We start from the raw sequence: 18,320 nt of genomic DNA, 5'->3' as shown, positions 1-18,320 counted from the left end.
GTAATGAGCGGCTTGTACACTATTGTCATCGACTACAAGAGTGGAGCCTATGTCCAGCAGGTTTTGGCTCAAGACGCCGTCGATGCACTTACCAAGTGGATTCACACTCCCCACATTTTCAGTATTCCCGGTTTAGGCCCTGCATCGCAGCAGCGCTTGCTTCAAGAAATCGCCGAGGCAGATAATCTACCAGCGCCTTTGAATGGATTGCAAAACGTTTGGTGTACCACCTTTATCATTCGAGGGGCATTGATGTTGGTCAACATCGTTTGCACTGTGCAGTAATATGTTTGAACCCATGCTCTGGCCGCGCCTGCTCTCGCCGCGCCGCTTCCCCGACCAAAAGCTCACGACCCCGAACGTGCTCCCCGAGCGCGGCGACTTCGTGCGCGACTACGACCGGGTAGTATTCAGCTCGGCCTTCCGGCGCCTGCAGCGCAAAACCCAGGTGATGCCCCTGCCCGAAACCGACTTCGTGCACACCCGCCTCACCCACTCGCTCGAAACCGCCGTAGTGGGCCGCTCCCTGGGCCGCCTCGCCGCCCGCCACCTCCTCGAAGCCGACGCCGCCCTGGCCCAACAACTCCCTAACTTCGACCAGGACTGCGGCGACATCGTGGCCGCCGCCTGTCTGGCCCACGACATCGGCAATCCACCCTTCGGCCACTCCGGCGAAGACGCCATCAGCAGCTATTTCCTCAGCCCCGCCGCCGCCCCGTACCTGGCGCAGCTGAGTGCTGCCGAAGTAGCCGATTTACAGCACTTCGAAGGCAACGCGGCCGGTTTCCGCATCCTCACGCACACTTACGCGGCGCACAGCAGCGGCACCGCCGGCCTGGGCCTCACCTACGCCACGCTGGGCGCCTTCACCAAGTACCCGCGCCCCAGCCTGGTGCCCGAGGCCGCCAAAGTTGGCGGCGCTTCGGAAAAGAAATACGGCCATTTCCAGACCGAAGCGGCCCGCTTTCAACACGTCGCCACTGAGCTGGGTTTGCTGGCCAAAGACGCCACAGCCGGCTTCTACCACCGCCACCCGCTGGCCTTCCTGGTCGAAGCGGCCGACGACCTGTGCTACCGCATCATCGACTTCGAGGACGGCCTCAAGCTGGGGCTCATCGCGCCCGAAACCGGCCTGCCGTTGCTCAAAAAGATGCTCAACGACCCGGCCGGGCGCGTGGGCAGTGTGCAGTGGCACGACTGGCGCGAGGAGCTGGGATACATCCGCGCCCGCCTCATCGGCAAGCTGGTGGCCGAGCTGGCCGGGCTGTTTGGGCAGCACGCCCCCGCCATCCTGCGCGGCGAGTACGACCAGTCTCTCATCAAAGAGCTCAGCTGCTGGGCCGATTTGCAGGAAGTGCAGCGCCTGAGCATCAACCAGCTCTACCGCAGCCGCCCGGTGCTCGAAATCGAAGCGGCAGGATTTGAAGTCCTCGGCGGCCTGCTCGATGCCTTTCTCGCCGCCGTGTTCGACGCCGGTCAGGGCCACCGCAGCCGCAAGCTGCTCCTGCTGTTGCCCGAGCAGTTCCGCGCCGAAGGCCACCAGGCCCACGTTTCGGCTTATGAAAAGATTTTGCTGCTCACCGATTTTGTGGCCGGCATGACCGACCAGAACGCGCTGAGCTTGTACAAGACCATCAAGGGGATTGAGTTGCCGAAGGGGTTCTGATTAAACCACTCTCACTTGCACACGGCTTTATGACTGACCTCGAAAACCTCACGCAGACCTCGCTGCACGACATGGGCATCAATGACCTAACCATTGATTTCCAATATCGCCGCCTCACCCTGCAGCTCAGCATTTACAACGAAGACACCCGCGGCTATGACACGCTGAAACTGGAGTTTCAGGGCATTGGCGAACTCAACCTGGGCCCGTTGCAACTCACCGCCCAAACGTTTGAGCACCTGGACGTGTACAGCCATACGGTGACACAGCGGGGCAATGCCCACACCATTCATTTTGCGCTACTCACCGGCCACGGCCAGCCCGGCACCGAATGGTCGTTCACTTTTGAGCAAGTGAAGCTCAGCTAACGGTCGGCTGTGCGGCTTCACTTTCATGCAGCGCCACCAGATTCTCTAGCAACGCCTCCAGTAGCTTGCGGCCCTTCCAGACCGATTTCAGCCGGCTGCGAATCTGCTCCGCCGTTTGCACAAACTCCTGCTCTTCCGCCCGCTCGTGCCCCTCATCGGCCATGAGCTGCTCCACCATAGCCACCGTCATCTCGGGGTGAAACTGCAGGCCAATCACCCCGTCTCCCCACACGAACCCCTGCGTCGCCGTAGCCGCCGACATGCCCACGCGCAACGCGCCCGGCGGCACCGTAAACGTGTCCAGGTGCCAGTGTAGCACGGCGGCTTTCTCCGGCCACCCGCGCAGCAACGGATGCTCCAGCGACTTGGCCGAAAACCGTACCGTCCAGAAGCCGATTTCCGGCGCGTGGTTGGGCCGCACTTCGCCGCCCAGCGCCCCAGCCACCAGCTGCGCCCCCAGGCAAATGGCCAGCGTAATCTTGCCCGCCCGCAAGGCCTTGCGAATGAAGGCTTTCTCGTTGCGCAGCCACGGCAGCCGGTCCTCGTCGTGCACGCTCATGGCCCCGCCCAGAATCAGCAGCCCGTCGAAATCAGCTAGGGCCGGGAACGACGGATTTGGCTCAAATAGCTTCGTGAACGTGAGTGCGTGGCCCTGCGCCGCCAGCCAGTCGGCCGCGTGGCCGGGGCCTTCGTCGGGCATGTGTTGGAGGCAGTGGAAGTGCATTATAAAATATTGGCTGTAATCTACTTAATTTAAGTATTGGGATTTGTGATTAATGGAGAAATTAGCTAGTTGATGGCTCATCGAATTACTTCAACCCACCCTCTGTAAGACTGCTTACTTGCGTGCACAAAAAGATAGTAATAGTATTGGCCCGCGGGCTGCCCAGTAGCATCCCAATTATTGTTATAATTCTCTGTCTCAAACACGGCCTTGCCCCAACGGTTGTAGACATGCAGTGACGAAGAGCTTGGGGGAAGGTCCTGAATGATGAATGCTTCATTCAAATCGTCGCCGTTAGGAGTTATCACATTAGGGATAAGCAAATCGGACGCAGTTATACCACCTGATGTGGTTCCGGGCGGACAAGCAGCCGCTCTTAATTGAACGGAGCTATTACCCGTGCATCCATTTGGGCTGGTGAGGGTGACAAAATATTTGCCCGGCAGCCTCGCTCTTAAGGTAGGTTGGGAACTGCCGTCTTGCCAACGGTAGGTAGTACCTGCGACGGCTGAGGTGGCATCTAACACCACCGAGCCATTGCAAGGAATTTCACGGTCGGGCCCAAGTGGCCGCACCACAACATCGGGCTGGAAACGAACGACCACCGAGTCCCGGGTTACGCATTGCGGCGAAACGGCAACATCGACCCAATAAACTCCCGGTGTACGGGTTGAGAAAGAAATTCCATGCGAACCATCCTGCCAGGTCAAATTAGCGTCGCAGAACGCCGGAGGAACCGAAAGCAGCGCGGACGTGCCCGCACAGAAGGGCATGGCCGCTGCATTGAACAACGTAACATGTCCGGAAAATCGGGCTAAAATATGCACCGGTTGCGAATAGCTGTACTGGCTGCCACTTGCGGTACGGACGTGCATGGTGGCCGTGTAGGTACCCACACTTGCGTAGCGGTGCGAGGCAGTAGGTCCCGTTGCGACGTTCAAAGGGCCCGAACTCGCCTCCCCAAAATCCCAGCTAATGGCAGCGCCGGGCTGGACCGGGAAAATAGCGGCCGTAAAATCGGTTGTTTCTCCGACGCAAACCTCGGTGCCGATAACGCTAAACGTAACTAGCGGCTGCGAAGCTGCCGGCGGGCGCACCAATAGGTTTGGAAGGCCCAGGTCGGCCCGGTTGGGCGCCAACGAAATGGCTTGGAGCATATAATTACACGCCAGCCCGGCCCTGTCGGGGGCTGCAATGACGTTGAGCAAACTGGCAGAATTCGACACCTGATAAATCCGTCCGTCAGGGCCAAGCTGTAAGGCTCCCAAGGTAATGGTAGAGCTTATTGCGACCGTTTGTGCGGTGAGCAAATTATACTGCCGCACGCCTGCCCCACCGCTCACATAAAGCAGGTTGCTATTGGGGGAGAACTCTACGCCATAGCTGTTGGGAAAAGCTGCATCGAGCGCTACAGGATTGGAGATTGTTCCGGTTCCACAATTGAAATCAAACAGTTGAACCTGACCGGCTTGATATTGAGCCAACGCCAGACGGCGCCCATCCGGTGAAACCTTCATATACCCAATGGCATCGTAGTTATTGCTGGCAAAGTTTCCGCCATTATTGGTGCTATTCACATTGGAGCGACCGTTTGGCCAATGCATATTCCCGCCAGCAGAGAGGGCCGGACTCGTTGATATGCCATTGGCAGTGAGCAAAAAGCTGCAGAACATATTGCTGCCCCACGCGTGGACAATCACCCAGATGTCACGCTGGTTGGCGTGCCGAACAACGGCCATTTTTTCGGTAATTCGCCCGTCACCTACCGGCACAGGTATCGGCATTGCCTTGCTAACCACTTCACCCAAGCCACCTTGCCGGCTCATATCTACCACCGAATAGACCAACCCATTGCGAAGGCCGTTTTCGGCCGCATCAAGCGCAAAAATATAGTATTCCGTTGCGCTTCCGGGCTTGGCCACAATCGCGGCTCCTTGCGTAGCCGACGAAGGCGTGCGTTCCGAAGCACCTCCAAAACCTCCCAATCCAAAGCCATTGGCCAGCGGCTGGTGCAATTTATTCCAAGCCAGAATGCCGTTGGTATAGAAAAGCAAATTGCCTTGGGCATCTGCAATGCTCGCGCATCCTTCGCCGCTCGTCATCACGCCATCGGTGAGCGTCACGGGCGGTGTGCCAACGAGAAAGGCAATTCCTGCCCGGTTCCCAAAATACCAACGGCTATAGTCGGCTTGGGCCAGCGTGGGTGCATACTGCAGTAGCAGCAAACAACTCAGCAACAACCCGGGCAGAAAGCGTTTTATACAACAGTTGCAAAAAGACGAATAATACATGGCTCACACAGGTTCGTGGCTTTGCAAGAAATATAAAAAATACTGCAGCAATAAATTAGCCAGCGCAATGCGTAATGCCCCACGCAATACAAATAAATAGAAAAGCAGTAGCGTGACTCGCACACTACTGCTTTTCTATGCAATTAATAATTATTTTACTCCCACTCAATCGTCGCCGGCGGCTTGCTCGAAATATCGTACACCACGCGGTTGATGCCGCGCACCTGGTTGATAATCTTGTTGCTTACCTCGGCCAGGAAATCGTAGGGCAGGTGCGCCCAGTCGGCGGTCATACCATCTACGCTAGTCACGGCGCGCAGGGCCACTACTCGCTCGTAGGTGCGCTCGTCGCCCATCACGCCCACACTCTGCACGGGCAGCAGCATGGCGCCCGCCTGCCACACGTGCTCATACAAGCCGTGCTGCTTGAGCAGGTTGATGAACACGCCGTCGGCGCGTTGCAGCAAATCCACTTTCTCGGGCGTGATGTCGCCGAGGATGCGGATGCCCAGGCCGGGGCCGGGGAAGGGGTGACGGTTGAGGATTTCAGCCGGCAATTCCAGTGCCGCGCCTACTTCCCGCACCTCGTCTTTGAAGAGCATGCGCAGCGGCTCCACAATTTTCAGGTTCATCTTCTCGGGCAGGCCGCCCACGTTGTGGTGGCTCTTGATGGTGACGGACGAGCCGTGCACCGATACCGACTCGATGACGTCGGGGTAAATAGTGCCCTGGGCCAGCCAGCGGGCGCCCTGCACCTTCTGCGCCTCGCGGTCGAACACCTCAATAAAGGTGCGGCCAATGGCTTTGCGCTTGCCCTCCGGGTCGCTGATGCCGGCCAGCGCGGCGTAGAACTCCGGCGCGGCGTTCACGCCGGTCACGTTCAGGCCCAGGCCTTCGTAGGCTTTGAGCACGGTGGCAAACTCGTCCTGCCGCAGCAGGCCATTGTCTACAAAAATGCCGTGCAGACGCGGGCCGATGGCGCGGTGCAGCAGCAGGGCCGCCACGCTGCTATCCACGCCGCCGGAGAGGCCCAGAATCACCTGGTCGTCGGGGCCGATGGTGTTTTGCAATGCTTCCACGGCCGAGTCCACGAAGTGGTCGGGCGTCCAGCTTTGGGCGCATTGGCAAATGCCCACCACGAAGTTGTGCAGCAGCTGCTTGCCTTCGGTGGAGTGCGTCACCTCGGGGTGAAACTGGATGCCGTAAGTTTCCTGGCCTTCGATTTTGAAGGCGGCCACGTCTACTTCCGGCGTGCTGGCGATGATGTCGTAGCCGGCCGGCAGCACCTTGATGGTATCGCCGTGCGACATCCACACCTGCGAGTCGGTGTGCATGCCGGTGAGCAGCGGTGAGCCGCTATCCAGCGAGGTGAGACGGGCGCGGCCGTACTCGCGGATGGTGGCGGGCAGCACCTCGCCCCCGCCCTGCTGGGCCAGCAGCTGCGCGCCGTAGCACACGCCCAGCACCGGCACGTGGCCCAGCAGGTGGCTCAGGTCGGGGTTGGGCGCCTCCGCATCGCGCACCGAGCAGGGCGAGCCGGAAAGAACAACGCCCCGAATATCGTCGCTGAGGACGAGGTTCGAGGCGTGGGTGTAGGGGTGAATTTCGCAAAACACGTGCAATTCGCGGATGCGCCGGGCTATCAATTGCGTGTACTGCGAGCCGAAATCAAGGATGATAAGTCGTTCCATGCCGCAAAGTTACTCACCGTGGGAAGCGCAAAACCACACCTGCGCCGAATAATCCTACGCCGCTGTCCGGCCAGTAGCTATATCATTGTCAATCACCAACAGACGCGCAAGTTTGCGTACCTTGCCAATGTTCTTCACCCTTTCTTCATCTTGGTTCCTATGAAAAAATTCTTACTTATGCTGGCTGTCCTGGGCAGTTTTTCGGCGCGCGCGCAGGTGGTCACCGTTTCCGTGGGCACCAGCGGCTCGGCGCTGAGCCCCTTCAATAGCACCCAGGCCAATAGTGTTTACGAGGCCATCTACAAGCAAAACCAGCTCAATCAGGCCGGCAGCATCGGCCGGCTGGCTTTCCAGAAAAACAGCGGCGCGTTTCAGGACCCGCTTACCCGCACCGTTATCTACCTGAAGCACACCACGGCCACCGTTTTCACCGCCGGCACGCTCGACACCACCGGCTACCAGCGCGTGTGGGCGGGCGCCTTCACCAACAGCGGTACCTCCGGTTTTCAGGAAGTGGTGCTGACACAGCCGTTTACTTACAACAACACGGATAACCTCTCGCTGCTGGTAGTCCGCAACGGCGGCAACACGGGCTCGACCCTGTGGAACTACAACTTCATGGGCACCAACATTGCCCGGCGCAACACATCGGGCACGGCTATTTCCAACACCACGCCCCTATCCACGAGCGACGCGCTGCTGAACCTGCGCCTGACGTTTGGCACCGCCACGGCCGCCCGTGCCGCCGCCACCCTGCTGGCCGACGTGTACCCCAACCCGGCCACCACCACCTGCCGGGTGCAATTGCCCAACGCGCAGCCGGCCCACTACCAGCTCACCGACATGCTGGGTCGCACCGTGCAGTCGGCCAGCCAGTTGGCTCCCGATGCCAGCGGCACCGCTACCATACAGCTGGCCGGCGTGCCCGCGGGTTCCTACCTGCTGCACCTCACGCAGGGCAGCGCCACCTTGGTGCAGCGGCTGATGCGGGAATAAGCCACCGTGGTCGGGAGGGCGCCGGCGCGGCGCCCTCCCGACCACGGCCCTGCGCATTTTTTTAAACCACTGAATCAGCCTTCTACCCGCGCCTGCCCCACAAAAACCACGCAACTCGATAAATCCGACGCATCCGTGCTTATCTTTGCAACGGCAAGTCAGAACGACCAGCTCCTGCTGAACTCCCCCAGGACCGGAAGGTAGCAAGGGTAGGTGGTTGTAGCGGTGCGATTTTGGCTTGCTTTTTTTTGCCCTTTCCGGTCGGCCCCGTTGCTGCTCTGTTCTGCTTTTTGGCGGGCGTATGAGTAGCTTTGGGGCCGACTTTTTTATTCTCCGACTGCATGAAATTCTTCATCGACACCGCCAATCTGGACGAAATCCGCGAAGCCGTAGAGCTGGGCGTCCTCGACGGCGTGACCACCAACCCTTCGCTCATGGCCAAAGAAGGCATCAAAGGCCTCGATGCCGTGATGGCCCACTACCGCCAAATCTGCGAGCTGGTGGACGGCGACGTGTCGGCCGAAGTCATTGCCACCGATTTCGACGGCATGGTGCGCGAGGGCGAGGCCCTGGCCGACCTGCACCCCAACATCGTGGTGAAAGTGCCCATGATTAAGGAAGGCATCAAGGCCATCAAGTACTTCGCCGACAAGGGTATCAAAACCAACTGCACGCTGGTGTTCACCGCCGGGCAGGCTCTGCTGGCCGCCAAAGCCGGCGCCACCTACGTGTCGCCCTTCGTGGGCCGCCTCGACGACATCGGCCACGACGGCCTGCAGCTCATCGAGCAGATTGTGCAGATTTTCAGCAACTACGGCTACCCCACCGAAGTGCTGGCCGCCTCGGTGCGCCACGTGCCGCACCTCATTCAGTGCGCTGAAATCGGCGCCGACGTGGTGACCTGCCCGCTCAACGTCATCACCGGCCTGCTCAACCACCCGCTCACCGACAAGGGTCTGGCCACGTTCCTGGCCGACCATAAAAAAGTTAATTCTTAACTTTTAGTTATGAGTTTTGAATTATGAGTTAGGAGTTGCTCCGTTGTTTCGCGGCGAAACTTTTAGCCTCAACTCCTAACTCATAATTCAAAACTCATAACTCGAAGGAATGTACATCATCAAAGTAAAAGGCAAGGCCAAAATTCCCGATTACATCCAGCTGCGGGACGAGGCCTTCGTGCTGATTGCATACTTCCGGGCCGACCGGCCGCTGAAGGACCTGCACCGCTACGGCCTGGAGGGCAAGGAAACCGAGCTGGCGGCCGTGATTTCCGGGCTCGAATTTGGCAAACTGCAGCCGCTGAGCTTGTAAGGACCATGACTGAAAACGTGATTGAGCTGCACGACGCCACCATCATGCAGGAACAGCAGGCGGTGCTGCAAGGCGTAACTTTCTCGCTGGAAAAAGGGGCTTTTTGCTACCTCGTGGGCCGCACCGGCTCGGGCAAGTCGTCGCTGCTGAAAACCTTGTACGCCGACTTGCCGCTGCAAAGCGGCATGGGTACCGTGGCGGGCTTTCCGCTGCCCAAATTGCCGGCCACCAAGGTACCCTACTTGCGCCGGCGGCTGGGCATTGTGTTTCAGGATTTTCAGTTGCTGAGCGACCGCACGGTGGCCGAAAACCTGCTGTTCGTGCTCAACGCCACGGGCTGGAAGGGCAAGGCCCAAAAGCAGCAGCGCGTGAGCGACGTGCTGACCCAGGTGGGCCTCAACAGCGCGGCCAACCGCATGCCGCACCGGCTTTCGGGCGGCGAGCAGCAGCGCGTAGTCATTGCCCGCGCCATGCTCAACGAGCCCGTGCTGCTACTGGCCGACGAACCCACCGGCAATCTCGACCCGGAAGTGTCGGACAGCATCATGCGGCTGTTTGCAGAGATAAATAATGCCGGCACCGCCATTCTCATGGCCACGCACAACTTCCAGTTGCTGGAGAAATACCCGCACCGCGTGCTCACTTGCAAGGATGGCGAACTGCTGGATTCTACTCGGCAGCCGCAGTAACTGATTTTGCATCTGGCTGCCAGCCTGCCTTTGCTCACTTCATCTTCAATTGCGATGACCGTTGGCCTCTCCGTGCTGATTCCGGTTTACAATTGGAATGTCACGGCGTTGGTGCAGGCCCTGCTCGCCCAACGGACTGATTGGCCCGGCCCGGTCGAAATCCGGCTGCTGGACGACGGCTCCCGGCCTGAATTTCTGAACGCTAACCGGCCACTGGGCACGCTGCCCGGCGTGCGCTACCAGGAGCTGCCGCGCAATGTGGGCCGCGCTGCCATCCGCAACCAACTGGCCGCCGCCGCGCAGCACGAATGGCTACTGCTGCTCGACAACGACAGCCTGCCACCCGATGCGCAGTTCTTGGGCCGATACGCGGCCGCCTGTGAGCAGGCGCCGGTGCTCATTGGCGGCACCAGCTACCGGGCCAGCCCGCCGGCCGAAGCCGCGCTGTACCTGCGCTGGCTTTATGGGCAGGCCCGCGAGGCGCGGCCCGCCGCCGTGCGCCAAGCAGCGCCCTACGGCCAGCTCACTATTAATAACGCACTCATTCGGGCCGACGTATTTCGGCGCTTCCTGCTGGACGAAAGCCTGACCGGCTATGGGCATGAAGACACGAAATTTGGCGCGGCGCTAGCAGCGGCCGGTATTCCACTGGTGCATTTGGACAACCCTGTGTTGCATGAAGGGCTGGAAACGGCCGCCGTTTTCCTGCTGAAGAGCGAGCAGGCGGTGCGCAACCTGGCCCAGGTGTTTCGCTCCGACGGCTTGGGTATGGACTCCCGATTACTGCAAACGACCCTGCGGCTGCGCCGGCTGGGACTGGCTGCCGCGGCCCGTGCTACGCTGGGCGCGGCGGCCCCGGCACTCCGCCGCCAGCTGCTATCGCCCAGGCCACGGCTACGGCTTTTCGACCTATTGAAACTGTTCTGGCTGTTGCGCGAGTTGGCCTGAGTTTGCCCAGTATCTTTGGCGCCCCCGTTTCCTGCGCTGCTTTGATACTTCCCGCCCCTCCCACTCCTGTTTTGTTGCTCGATTTGGCGGCCGAACACGCCGCGCTGCAACCCGCGCTTAACGACGCCATGCAGGAAGTAATGGATGCCGCGACGTTCATTCAGGGGCCGGCCGTGGGGCAGTTTGCGGCGGAGCTGGGCGAGTACCTGGGCGGCGCGCACGTGGTGCCCTGCGCCAACGGCACCGACGCCCTCACCCTGGCCCTGATGAGCCTGGAACTGCCGGCCGGCGCCGAAGTCATCGTGCCCGCCTTCACCTACGTGGCCACGCTGGAGGCGGCCGCGCTGCTGGGTTTGCGCCCGGTGCTGGTTGACGTGTTATCCGACACGTTCAACATCGACCCGGCGGCAGCCGAGGCCGCCATCACACCGCGCACCGGCGCCATCGTGGCGGTACATTTGTTTGGGCAATGCGCCGATTTGGAGGCGTTGCGGGCCATTTCCGCCCGGCACGGCGTGGCGCTGATTGAGGACAACGCGCAGGCCATTGGTGCCACTTTTCAAATGCAGAATGGCGAAACGGCCATGGCCGGCACCGTGGGCGCGGTGGGCACCACCTCCTTCTTCCCATCCAAAAACCTCGGCTGCCTAGGCGACGGCGGCGCCCTGCTCACCCGCGACTCGGCCCGCGCCGCCCTGCTCCACCAACTCGCTAACCACGGCCAGAGCCGGAAATACTACCACCAGCGTATCGGCCTCAATTCCCGCCTCGACACGCTGCAAGCCGCCTTGCTGCGCGTGAAACTGCAGCAGCTGCCGCACAACACGGCAGCCCGCCAGGCCGTGGCCGCCCGCTACGATGCCGCTTTGGCTGACGTGGCCGGAGTCATTATTCCGGCCCGGGATTCGCGTAGCACCCACGTTTTTCATCAGTACACCATTCAGGTAACGGACACCAGAAGGCGCAACGACTTGCAGCATTTTCTCAAAAGCTGCGGCGTGCCCACCATGATTTATTACCCGCTACCGGTACACGCGCAGCCGGCGTATGCTTACCTGGGCTACCGGGCGGGGCAGTTTCCGGTGGCGGAGCGGCTGTGTGGGGCGGTGCTGTCGCTGCCGATTCATCCGCTGCTGACGGTGGAGCAGCAGGAATATATTATCGATTGCGTTAAGTCGTTTATGGGTTGAGTAAGACCTAACGAAAAGATACCAGCGCATGTATTTGCTCTACCTGTTAGCGGTTATAGGGCTTTTCTTTTTAGGTTGGTTTGGGTTTCGGTATCTATTCTCTTTTTGGTGCTGAGGCGCAATTATTCACGACGATTTGCGTAGCCTTTGCGGCTCAAATTTTTCGCTTTTGATGAGTAATAATTCTGGTACCCCCGTTCGTTTCGCCATTTGCGGCGTGGGCCACATCGGCCGCCGCCACGCCGCGCTGATTACGCGCCACGACGGCGCCGCACTAGCGGCCCTGATTGATACCTGCGCCGACTTGCAGCCCGGCCTAGCCGCCGAGTTTCCCGGCGTGCCCTTCTTCGCTTCGCTCGAAGAATACCTGCAAGCCGGCCCCGCTGCCGACGTCCTCACCGTGGCGACGCCCAACGGCCTGCACGCCCCGCAGGCGGTGGCCGGCCTGCGCCACGGCCTGCACGTCGTCATTGAAAAGCCCATTGCCCTGCACAAGGCCGATGCCGAAACCATCGTGCATACGGCCCTGCAAACCGGCCGGCTGGTGTTTGGGGTGATGCAAAACCGCTATTCGCCCCCCGCCGCCTGGCTGAAGCAGATTGTGGATGAAGGCCGCCTGGGCCGGGTGTTTCTGGTGCAGCTGAATTGCTTCTGGAACCGCGACGCACGCTACTACCGGCCCGGCGGCTGGAAAGGCACCCAAGCGCTGGATGGCGGCACGCTCTTCACCCAGTTCAGCCATTTCGTCGATTTGCTTTACTGGGTGTTTGGCGACATCACCAATATTTCGGCTCGCTTTCGCGATTTCACCCACGCCGGCCTGACCGAATTTGAGGACAGCGGCCTCGTCACCTTCGACCTCGTGCGCGGCGGCAGCGGCACGCTCAGCTACAGCACCGCCGTGTGGGACCGCAACCTCGAAAGCTCCCTCACTGTGGTGGCTGAGCGCGGCAGCCTGCGCATCGCCGGTCAGTACATGGATAAGGTGGAATACTGCCACCTCGCCGGCTACGAAATGCCCGAGCTGGCTCCCACCAATCCGGCCAATAACTACGGCGCCTTCCAGGGCTCGGCCGCCAACCACGTGCAGGTCATCGAAAACGTGGTGGACACCGTGCAGCGCCGCAGCTTCGCCACGACGAATGCGCTGGAAGGGCTGAAAGTGGTAGAGATTATTGAGCGCATTTACGCATTGCGGCCTGCCTGACCTGTTTCAGCAAACCACCTTTACACCTTGTCCGAAATGAAACATTTCCTGATTATTCTGCTGCTGGTGAGCTCTCCCGCTTTTTGCCAGGACCTTGCCGTTGGCCAGCATCTGCCCGCGTTTACCGTCAGCAACGACCAGCAGACGATAAAATCGATGGATTTAAAGGGCAAGGTTGTACTGATTAATTTCTTCGCCACCTGGTGCGGCCCCTGCATGCAGGAGTTACCTCAGATGCAGCAGTTTTGGGCTACGCATAAAAGCAACAAGAACCTGGTTGTCTTGGTAATCGGGCGCGAGCACACGCAAAGCGAGATAACGGCTTTTAAGGCAAAGAAAGGATTTGAACTGCCGATGTACCCGGACGAAAACCGAACGGTTTATTCGCTCTTTGCCACGCAATACATTCCTCGAAACTACCTCATTGACGCCAAGGGCAAAATTGCCTACACATCCGTGGGCTTTGAGCAAGGTGAATTCAACAAGATGCTGAGCAAAATCGACGAGTTATTGAAACAGCAACAATAGCCTCAACCAAAAACGCGCCGGCATCTCCCGGTCCCGGCGCGTTTTAAGCTACTCGATTTGCAAAGGCGCTACTTCTTCGCATCCGCGAAATTCTGCACCGCATACGCCACCCCAATCGTCAGCCCTTGCGAGTATTGCAGGCCGTGGTCCTGGTCGTAGTCGTAGAGGGCGATGCCGTTGAGGGCCACGTTCACGTACTTGCCCACCTTGGCGGTGAGGCCCAGGTCGAGGCGGTGGTCGACTTCCTGCGGGTTGATGTTGCGGTAGTTGGCGAAGAGCAGGTAGCGGGCCTTGAGGTTGACGTTGGGGCTGATGTTCTTATCAAATTCGGCCAGGATTTGGGCGGCCAACACTTCCCAGCGGGTGCTGTGGCCGGGGCTGACGCCGTAGGGCGTGTCGCCGAGGGCCGCCACGAACCGGTCGGCGCGGTTCACCACCGTGAGGCGCGGGGCGAAGGGCGCCAGGCGCAGGTGAAAGTAGGGCGCGGGCCGGTACTCGAAGCCGTAGGCGGCCGTGAGGAAGCCGGGCGCGAACAAATCGGACGTAATACGGGCCCGGTCGAGGCCGGCGGCATCGGTGTCGTACTTATAGCCGGGGGCAAACTGCGTGAGCAGGTTCAGCGACACGAACATGTCCCATTTGGGGCTCATGGTCCAGCCGTACTTGGTGTCGAGGTAGAGGCGGTCCTGGTTTTTGCGGTAGCCCAGGCCCTTGGTTTGGGCGAAGGCGAACAGGAAATCGGCCTCGTTGTCGAAGCTGTGAGCACCGGTTTTGCGGTTGGCCCGGGCATTGGCCAGGGCGTTGAAGCCGATGGTGCTCACGCCCCCGCCGCGCCAGTTGGTGCTCAGCAGCGACTCGTTCAGGCCCAGCCCGGTTTTGAGGCTTTTGCGCCAAAGCGGTTCGGGTGCGGGGGCCACCGGAACGGGGTCGGGGATGACGGTGGGCGTGGTTTGGGCGCGGGCAGGTGCGGCCAGCAGCAGAATGCCCAAACAGACCGGCGAGAATTGTTTCATATCAGAGACAGAACATTTTATACCGGAAAAACGCTATAACACTAACAAGACGAGACCGGTCGCCCTCGCTGCTGGTTCTGCGCCGAAAGATAGCAGTAACGCTATCAGTCTGGCACAGCCTCCTGACTCTTGCTCAAACTGTCGTTCCAGCACGCATGGCACTTTATCAACTTTTATATCAAAGTGAGGCGCTCATGGCTTTCGACACGCCGGAGCTGCTGGCCCTGCTGCACCAGTGCCGCACGCACAACGCGGCCCACGACATCACCGGCCTGCTGCTCTACACCGCCGACGGCCGGTTTTTGCAGATGCTGGAAGGCGACCAAACGGCGGTGCATACTCTTTACTACCAGCGTATTGCTCACGACCCGCGTCACTTCGACTGCCGGGTGCTGCGCGAAGGTCCGTGCGAGGAACGCACGTTCGGCTCCTGGGCCATGGCCTTTCGGCCCGCCCAAGGGCAGGATTTCCGGAAGCTACTGGGTTACCTAGCGCCCGACGACCCTTCGCGGCTGGTGCCCCGCCCCCACACGCAGCTGGAATTGATTGCCCTGCTGCTCGATTTCCTCATTGAGCACGAGCCTCTGCCGTGGCTGGACCCTCTTTAAGCGCCGGGCCTGGCTACGGCCGCCGCGCATCCGGCGGGTATCTTTACGCCGATGTCTGCCCACGCCACCCCTGCCCTTTCCCCGGCCACCGCCGCTGCCCAAGCCGCCCCCGTTTCGTTTCTGGCCGGCGTTGCCCGCGACCTGCTCGACCGTTACGGCTCAGGCCCGCTCGATGAGCTGTCAGACCTGGTGGTGATTGTGCCCACGCGCCGCGCCGTGGTATATCTGAAGAACGAATTGGCGATGAACCTGCCAATGGGCGCGCCCCTGTGGGCCCCGCGCGTGGCGGCCATGGAAGACTACATGGTGGAGCTGGCCGGTGTGCAAGTAGAAGAGCCCATTGCCTTGCAATTATTGCTCTACGACATCCTGAAGGGCATCGACACCAAGCTCGATTTCGACCAGTTTGTGGGCTGGGCCGGCTTGCTGCTCAGCGACTTCTCCAACCTCGACCAGAACCTGGCCGACACCCACGCCGTCTTCGAATACCTGAGCGAAGCCAAGGCCCTGGAACGCTGGGACTTGGCCGAGCTGCCGCCCAAAAGCCAGGCCGCCGCCCATTCCTTCGGCTTCTGGAACCAGCTCGAACGCGTGTACCACCAGCTCAAAAAGCGCATGCTGGCCAACCACCTCGCCTACCCCGGCCTGGCCTACCGCCGCGCCGTAGAAAAGCTGGAAAAGACCCTGAAAGACCCCGCCGCATCCGCCCCGGCCATGCACGTCTTCGTGGGTTTGGGCAACTTGTCGGCGTCGGAAGAAAAGCTCATCCGGCTGCTGCTCAACGTAGGCCGGGCCGAAATCCGCTTCGACGCCGACCCTTTTTACCTCGAAAAAGACTCGCCCAACCGCGCCGGCCAGCACCTGCGCCGCTACTTCGAGCGGTGGAAGCTGCCGCTCGACAACTTCGGCGGCGGCGTGGAATACCTGCGCGGCCGGCCCCACCACGTGCGCTACCTCGGCGTGGCCAACCCCAGCATGCAGGGCAAGCTGGCCGGCCAGCTCCTGGCCGAAGCCCGCCAGCGCTACCCCGACGCCACCGTGGCCGTGGTGCTGCCCGACGAAACCCTGCTCCTGCCCGTGCTCCACGGCCTGCCGCCCGACGAGGTGCCCGACTACAACGTGACCATGGGCCTGAGTTTCCAGGCCACGCCCCTGTTCAACTTGGTCGATTTACTGTTCGAGGTGCACCTCACCGGCATCCGCGAAGGCAGCCAGGAAACCGGCTACGGCGTGCCCCGCTACCACCACCTGGCCGTCACGAAGCTGCTGAGCCACCCCTTCCTGCGCCGCTACCAAAACTGGCAGGACCAGCAGGCCGACCAGCCCCAGTACCACAACATTCTCGACCAGATTTGCCGCGAAATCGTGCGGGTGAATGCCGTGCTGCTGCCGGCCGAGGAGCTGTTAAAGATGGGCGCGCACCACCCGCTCATCGAGGCGCTGTTCAAAACCTGGGACAACTGCGACGACATTATCCGGGCCTGCCATACGCTGATTGACCTGCTGCGCCAGGTGTATTCCGCCGAAGTGGCCGATTCTGACCGCGAAACCAGCATTGGGGCCGAGTACCTGTACCTGTTTTACACCCTCGTCAAGCAGCTCGATTCGGCCTTCGACTGCCGCGAGCAGCGCCTGTCGGTGCGCTCGTTCCGCCGTTTCCTCTATGAGCAGATGGGCCGCACCCGCCTGCCCTTCTCGGGTGAGCCGCTGGCCGATGTGCAGGTGATGGGTCTGCTCGAAACCCGCGCCCTCGATTTCGACCACCTCATCATCCTCAGCTGCAACGAGGGCGTGCTGCCCGCGCCCAAGCGCCAGCAGTCGCTGTTTCCTTATGACGTCCTCACCACCGCCGGCCTGCCCACTTATGCTGATGCGGAGGCCATCACCGCCTACAACTTCTGGCGCCTGCTCCAGCGCGCTCAGCGCGTGGATTTGGTGCACGTGCTGCCCGGGGCCGAGGGCATGAAAAGCGGCGAGCGCAGCCGTTTTTTGCTGCAGTTGCAGAACGACCTGCTGCCCCAAAACCCGCAGCTCACGCTGGAAGATTTGACGGTTTCGGTGGCGGGACCGGAGGTGGAAGTCGGCGTAGATAATTACGAAGGGGACTTGATTCTGGAAAAAGACCCCGAGATGCTGGCCGCCCTGCGCGGCGTGCTGGAGCGTAACATCTCACCCTCGCGCCTCAACGATTTCCTAGCCTGCTCGCTGCGCTTTTACTTCTCGAAAGTGGCCCGCTTCCACGAAAACGACGCCGTGGAAGAAACCCTGGAAGCCAGCAGCTTCGGCACCATGGTGCACGAAGCGTTGGAGAACCTGATGCTGCCCTTCGAGCAGGATGCGCGCTCCATCACGGCCGAGGACATTCCCGAGCTCGTCCGCCAGGCTCCGGCCGAGGTGCAGCGCGCCCTGCGCCAGGAAGAAACCGAAAAGCACGCCCGCGCCGACGAAGGCCTCAACCACGTGTACGGCCAGGTGGCGACGCGCCTCGTGGTGCGCCTGCTCGAAAGCCTCACCGAGCAGCCCGGCCTGCTCCCCATTCGCCTCTTCGGCCTTGAAAAAGAGCTGGCTGCCACGGTGTTCGTGGACGTGCCCGGCCAGCCCGAGCCGCTGGCCGTGCGCCTGTTCGGCTATGCCGACCGCGTGGACGAGCTGCCCGACGGCCGCCTGCGCGTGGTCGATTACAAGTCCGGCCTCGTGAAGCGCAGCGACCTGCAGCTGCGCGGCTACCGCGACAAGCTCACCCCCGCCGAAGCCGTCGACCGCCTCCTACACGAAGCCAGCAGCAGCGTCGACAAGGTGCGCCAGCTCTGGCTCTACCGCCTCATGCTGGCCCACACGGCGAAGCGCGAAACCGCCGAAACCGCCATCCTCTCCCTCCGCAACATCGACGAAGGCCTGCTCTCCGCCGACCTCAGCTTTCTCACCGAAGGCGGCGAGGACTTCGTGGCCGTTTCCGAGGAGCTGGTGCGTAAAATTGTGCTGCGCATCCTCGACCCCACCGAGCCCATCCGCAAAACCGACGACTTCACCAAGTGCGAATACTGCCCCTACAAAGGCATTTGCGCCCGCTAGCGCCCGCCCGCTTACTCC

Annotated in this window: 17 protein-coding genes and 1 other RNA gene; 14 read left to right on the top strand and 4 right to left on the bottom strand. The window is 60.9% G+C overall.

The window, feature by feature from the left end; genetic code table 11:
* The first annotated feature begins 12 nt into the window (after window positions 1-12).
* From Q5H92_RS12705 to Q5H92_RS12695, 3 genes are read left to right on the top strand one after another with little or no spacing between them, the layout of a single operon-like run.
* Window positions 13-285, top strand: coding sequence for a hypothetical protein (locus tag Q5H92_RS12705; RefSeq protein ID WP_305011907.1), 273 nt, complete (start codon window positions 13-15; stop codon window positions 283-285).
* A gap of 13 nt (window positions 286-298) precedes the next feature.
* Window positions 299-1,666, top strand: a complete 1,368-nt coding sequence (dgt, locus tag Q5H92_RS12700; protein ID WP_305011906.1) for a dGTP triphosphohydrolase — start codon at window positions 299-301, stop codon at window positions 1,664-1,666.
* A gap of 29 nt (window positions 1,667-1,695) precedes the next feature.
* Window positions 1,696-2,034, top strand: coding sequence for a hypothetical protein (locus Q5H92_RS12695; protein WP_305011905.1), 339 nt, complete (start codon window positions 1,696-1,698; stop codon window positions 2,032-2,034).
* On the opposite strand, the gene Q5H92_RS12690 is transcribed toward Q5H92_RS12695, so the two are convergent.
* The 3 genes from Q5H92_RS12690 to guaA form a co-directional block, all read right to left on the bottom strand.
* Entirely contained in the window at window positions 2,027-2,758 is a 732-nt protein-coding gene (locus Q5H92_RS12690; RefSeq protein ID WP_305011904.1) for a type 1 glutamine amidotransferase, read from the bottom strand. The genes Q5H92_RS12695 and Q5H92_RS12690 overlap by 8 nt on opposite strands.
* Window positions 2,759-2,835: 77 nt before the next feature.
* Complete coding sequence (locus tag Q5H92_RS12685) at window positions 2,836-5,049, bottom strand: T9SS type B sorting domain-containing protein (RefSeq protein ID WP_305011903.1); 2,214 nt, start codon at window positions 5,047-5,049, stop codon at window positions 2,836-2,838.
* A 155-nt stretch (window positions 5,050-5,204) separates the two neighbouring features.
* Window positions 5,205-6,740 (bottom strand): glutamine-hydrolyzing GMP synthase, encoded by a 1,536-nt coding sequence (gene guaA / locus Q5H92_RS12680; protein WP_305011902.1) that lies wholly within the window; start codon window positions 6,738-6,740, stop codon window positions 5,205-5,207.
* Between the two features lie 159 nt (window positions 6,741-6,899).
* Between guaA and Q5H92_RS12675 the strand changes: the two genes are divergently transcribed.
* The 9 genes from Q5H92_RS12675 (at window position 6,900) to Q5H92_RS12635 (ending at window position 13,609) form a co-directional block, all read left to right on the top strand.
* Window positions 6,900-7,736 (top strand): T9SS type A sorting domain-containing protein, encoded by an 837-nt coding sequence (locus Q5H92_RS12675; protein WP_305011901.1) that lies wholly within the window; start codon window positions 6,900-6,902, stop codon window positions 7,734-7,736.
* 150 nt (window positions 7,737-7,886) lie between these two features.
* An RNA gene (gene ffs / locus Q5H92_RS12670) (signal recognition particle sRNA small type) lies at window positions 7,887-7,984 on the top strand.
* Between the two features lie 93 nt (window positions 7,985-8,077).
* Window positions 8,078-8,734 carry a fructose-6-phosphate aldolase gene (gene fsa, locus Q5H92_RS12665; protein WP_305011900.1) on the top strand — a complete coding sequence of 219 codons (657 nt, stop codon included), beginning with the start codon at window positions 8,078-8,080 and terminating at the stop codon, window positions 8,732-8,734.
* A gap of 109 nt (window positions 8,735-8,843) precedes the next feature.
* Window positions 8,844-9,047 carry a fructose-6-phosphate aldolase gene (locus Q5H92_RS12660; RefSeq protein WP_196288256.1) on the top strand — a complete coding sequence of 68 codons (204 nt, stop codon included), beginning with the start codon at window positions 8,844-8,846 and terminating at the stop codon, window positions 9,045-9,047.
* 5 nt (window positions 9,048-9,052) lie between these two features.
* Window positions 9,053-9,736: a cell division ATP-binding protein FtsE gene (locus tag Q5H92_RS12655; RefSeq protein ID WP_305011899.1), complete on the top strand. Its 684-nt coding sequence runs from the start codon at window positions 9,053-9,055 to the stop codon at window positions 9,734-9,736.
* Between the two features lie 54 nt (window positions 9,737-9,790).
* A complete protein-coding gene (locus tag Q5H92_RS12650; RefSeq protein ID WP_305011898.1) occupies window positions 9,791-10,684 on the top strand; it encodes a glycosyltransferase family 2 protein in 894 nt (297 codons plus the stop codon).
* 41 nt (window positions 10,685-10,725) lie between these two features.
* Window positions 10,726-11,874: a DegT/DnrJ/EryC1/StrS family aminotransferase gene (locus Q5H92_RS12645; protein ID WP_305011897.1), complete on the top strand. Its 1,149-nt coding sequence runs from the start codon at window positions 10,726-10,728 to the stop codon at window positions 11,872-11,874.
* A gap of 172 nt (window positions 11,875-12,046) precedes the next feature.
* Window positions 12,047-13,081, top strand: coding sequence for a Gfo/Idh/MocA family protein (locus Q5H92_RS12640; RefSeq protein ID WP_305011896.1), 1,035 nt, complete (start codon window positions 12,047-12,049; stop codon window positions 13,079-13,081).
* Window positions 13,082-13,117: 36 nt separating this feature from the next.
* Window positions 13,118-13,609, top strand: a complete 492-nt coding sequence (locus tag Q5H92_RS12635) for a TlpA family protein disulfide reductase (protein WP_305011895.1) — start codon at window positions 13,118-13,120, stop codon at window positions 13,607-13,609.
* A gap of 68 nt (window positions 13,610-13,677) precedes the next feature.
* On the opposite strand, the gene Q5H92_RS12630 is transcribed toward Q5H92_RS12635, so the two are convergent.
* Window positions 13,678-14,622: a DUF3078 domain-containing protein gene (locus tag Q5H92_RS12630; RefSeq protein WP_305011894.1), complete on the bottom strand. Its 945-nt coding sequence runs from the start codon at window positions 14,620-14,622 to the stop codon at window positions 13,678-13,680.
* A gap of 155 nt (window positions 14,623-14,777) precedes the next feature.
* Here Q5H92_RS12630 and Q5H92_RS12625 point away from each other — a divergent pair, with 155 nt between their 5' ends.
* Together Q5H92_RS12625 and Q5H92_RS12620 are read left to right on the top strand one after the other, a co-directional pair.
* Entirely contained in the window at window positions 14,778-15,230 is a 453-nt protein-coding gene (locus tag Q5H92_RS12625) for a BLUF domain-containing protein (protein WP_305011893.1), read from the top strand.
* Window positions 15,231-15,281: 51 nt separating this feature from the next.
* Window positions 15,282-18,302, top strand: a complete 3,021-nt coding sequence (locus tag Q5H92_RS12620) for a PD-(D/E)XK nuclease family protein (protein WP_305011892.1) — start codon at window positions 15,282-15,284, stop codon at window positions 18,300-18,302.
* Window positions 18,303-18,320: the final 18 nt, after the last annotated feature.

This window comes from Hymenobacter mellowenesis, from assembly GCF_030581005.1.
Classification (GTDB): domain Bacteria; phylum Bacteroidota; class Bacteroidia; order Cytophagales; family Hymenobacteraceae; genus Hymenobacter; species Hymenobacter mellowenesis.
The sequence above is the reverse complement of the archived record's forward strand: the minus strand, read 5'-3'. Positions and strand labels throughout refer to the sequence as shown.

What these genes read in the sequence shown, in the direction of transcription:
- dgt (WP_305011906.1), top strand. Translation starts at nt 299, where the DNA reads ATGCTCTGGCCGCGCCTGCTCTCGCCGCGCCGCTTCCCCGACCAAAAG.
- Q5H92_RS12695 (WP_305011905.1), top strand. Translation starts at nt 1,696, where the DNA reads ATGACTGACCTCGAAAACCTCACGCAGACCTCGCTGCACGACATGGGC.
- Q5H92_RS12690 (WP_305011904.1), bottom strand. Translation starts at nt 2,758, where the DNA reads ATGCACTTCCACTGCCTCCAACACATGCCCGACGAAGGCCCCGGCCAC.
- Q5H92_RS12685 (WP_305011903.1), bottom strand. Translation starts at nt 5,049, where the DNA reads ATGTATTATTCGTCTTTTTGCAACTGTTGTATAAAACGCTTTCTGCCC.
- guaA (WP_305011902.1), bottom strand. Translation starts at nt 6,740, where the DNA reads ATGGAACGACTTATCATCCTTGATTTCGGCTCGCAGTACACGCAATTG.
- Q5H92_RS12675 (WP_305011901.1), top strand. Translation starts at nt 6,900, where the DNA reads ATGAAAAAATTCTTACTTATGCTGGCTGTCCTGGGCAGTTTTTCGGCG.
- fsa (WP_305011900.1), top strand. Translation starts at nt 8,078, where the DNA reads ATGAAATTCTTCATCGACACCGCCAATCTGGACGAAATCCGCGAAGCC.
- Q5H92_RS12660 (WP_196288256.1), top strand. Translation starts at nt 8,844, where the DNA reads ATGTACATCATCAAAGTAAAAGGCAAGGCCAAAATTCCCGATTACATC.
- Q5H92_RS12655 (WP_305011899.1), top strand. Translation starts at nt 9,053, where the DNA reads ATGACTGAAAACGTGATTGAGCTGCACGACGCCACCATCATGCAGGAA.
- Q5H92_RS12650 (WP_305011898.1), top strand. Translation starts at nt 9,791, where the DNA reads ATGACCGTTGGCCTCTCCGTGCTGATTCCGGTTTACAATTGGAATGTC.
- Q5H92_RS12640 (WP_305011896.1), top strand. Translation starts at nt 12,047, where the DNA reads ATGAGTAATAATTCTGGTACCCCCGTTCGTTTCGCCATTTGCGGCGTG.
- Q5H92_RS12635 (WP_305011895.1), top strand. Translation starts at nt 13,118, where the DNA reads ATGAAACATTTCCTGATTATTCTGCTGCTGGTGAGCTCTCCCGCTTTT.
- Q5H92_RS12630 (WP_305011894.1), bottom strand. Translation starts at nt 14,622, where the DNA reads ATGAAACAATTCTCGCCGGTCTGTTTGGGCATTCTGCTGCTGGCCGCA.
- Q5H92_RS12625 (WP_305011893.1), top strand. Translation starts at nt 14,778, where the DNA reads ATGGCACTTTATCAACTTTTATATCAAAGTGAGGCGCTCATGGCTTTC.
- Q5H92_RS12620 (WP_305011892.1), top strand. Translation starts at nt 15,282, where the DNA reads ATGTCTGCCCACGCCACCCCTGCCCTTTCCCCGGCCACCGCCGCTGCC.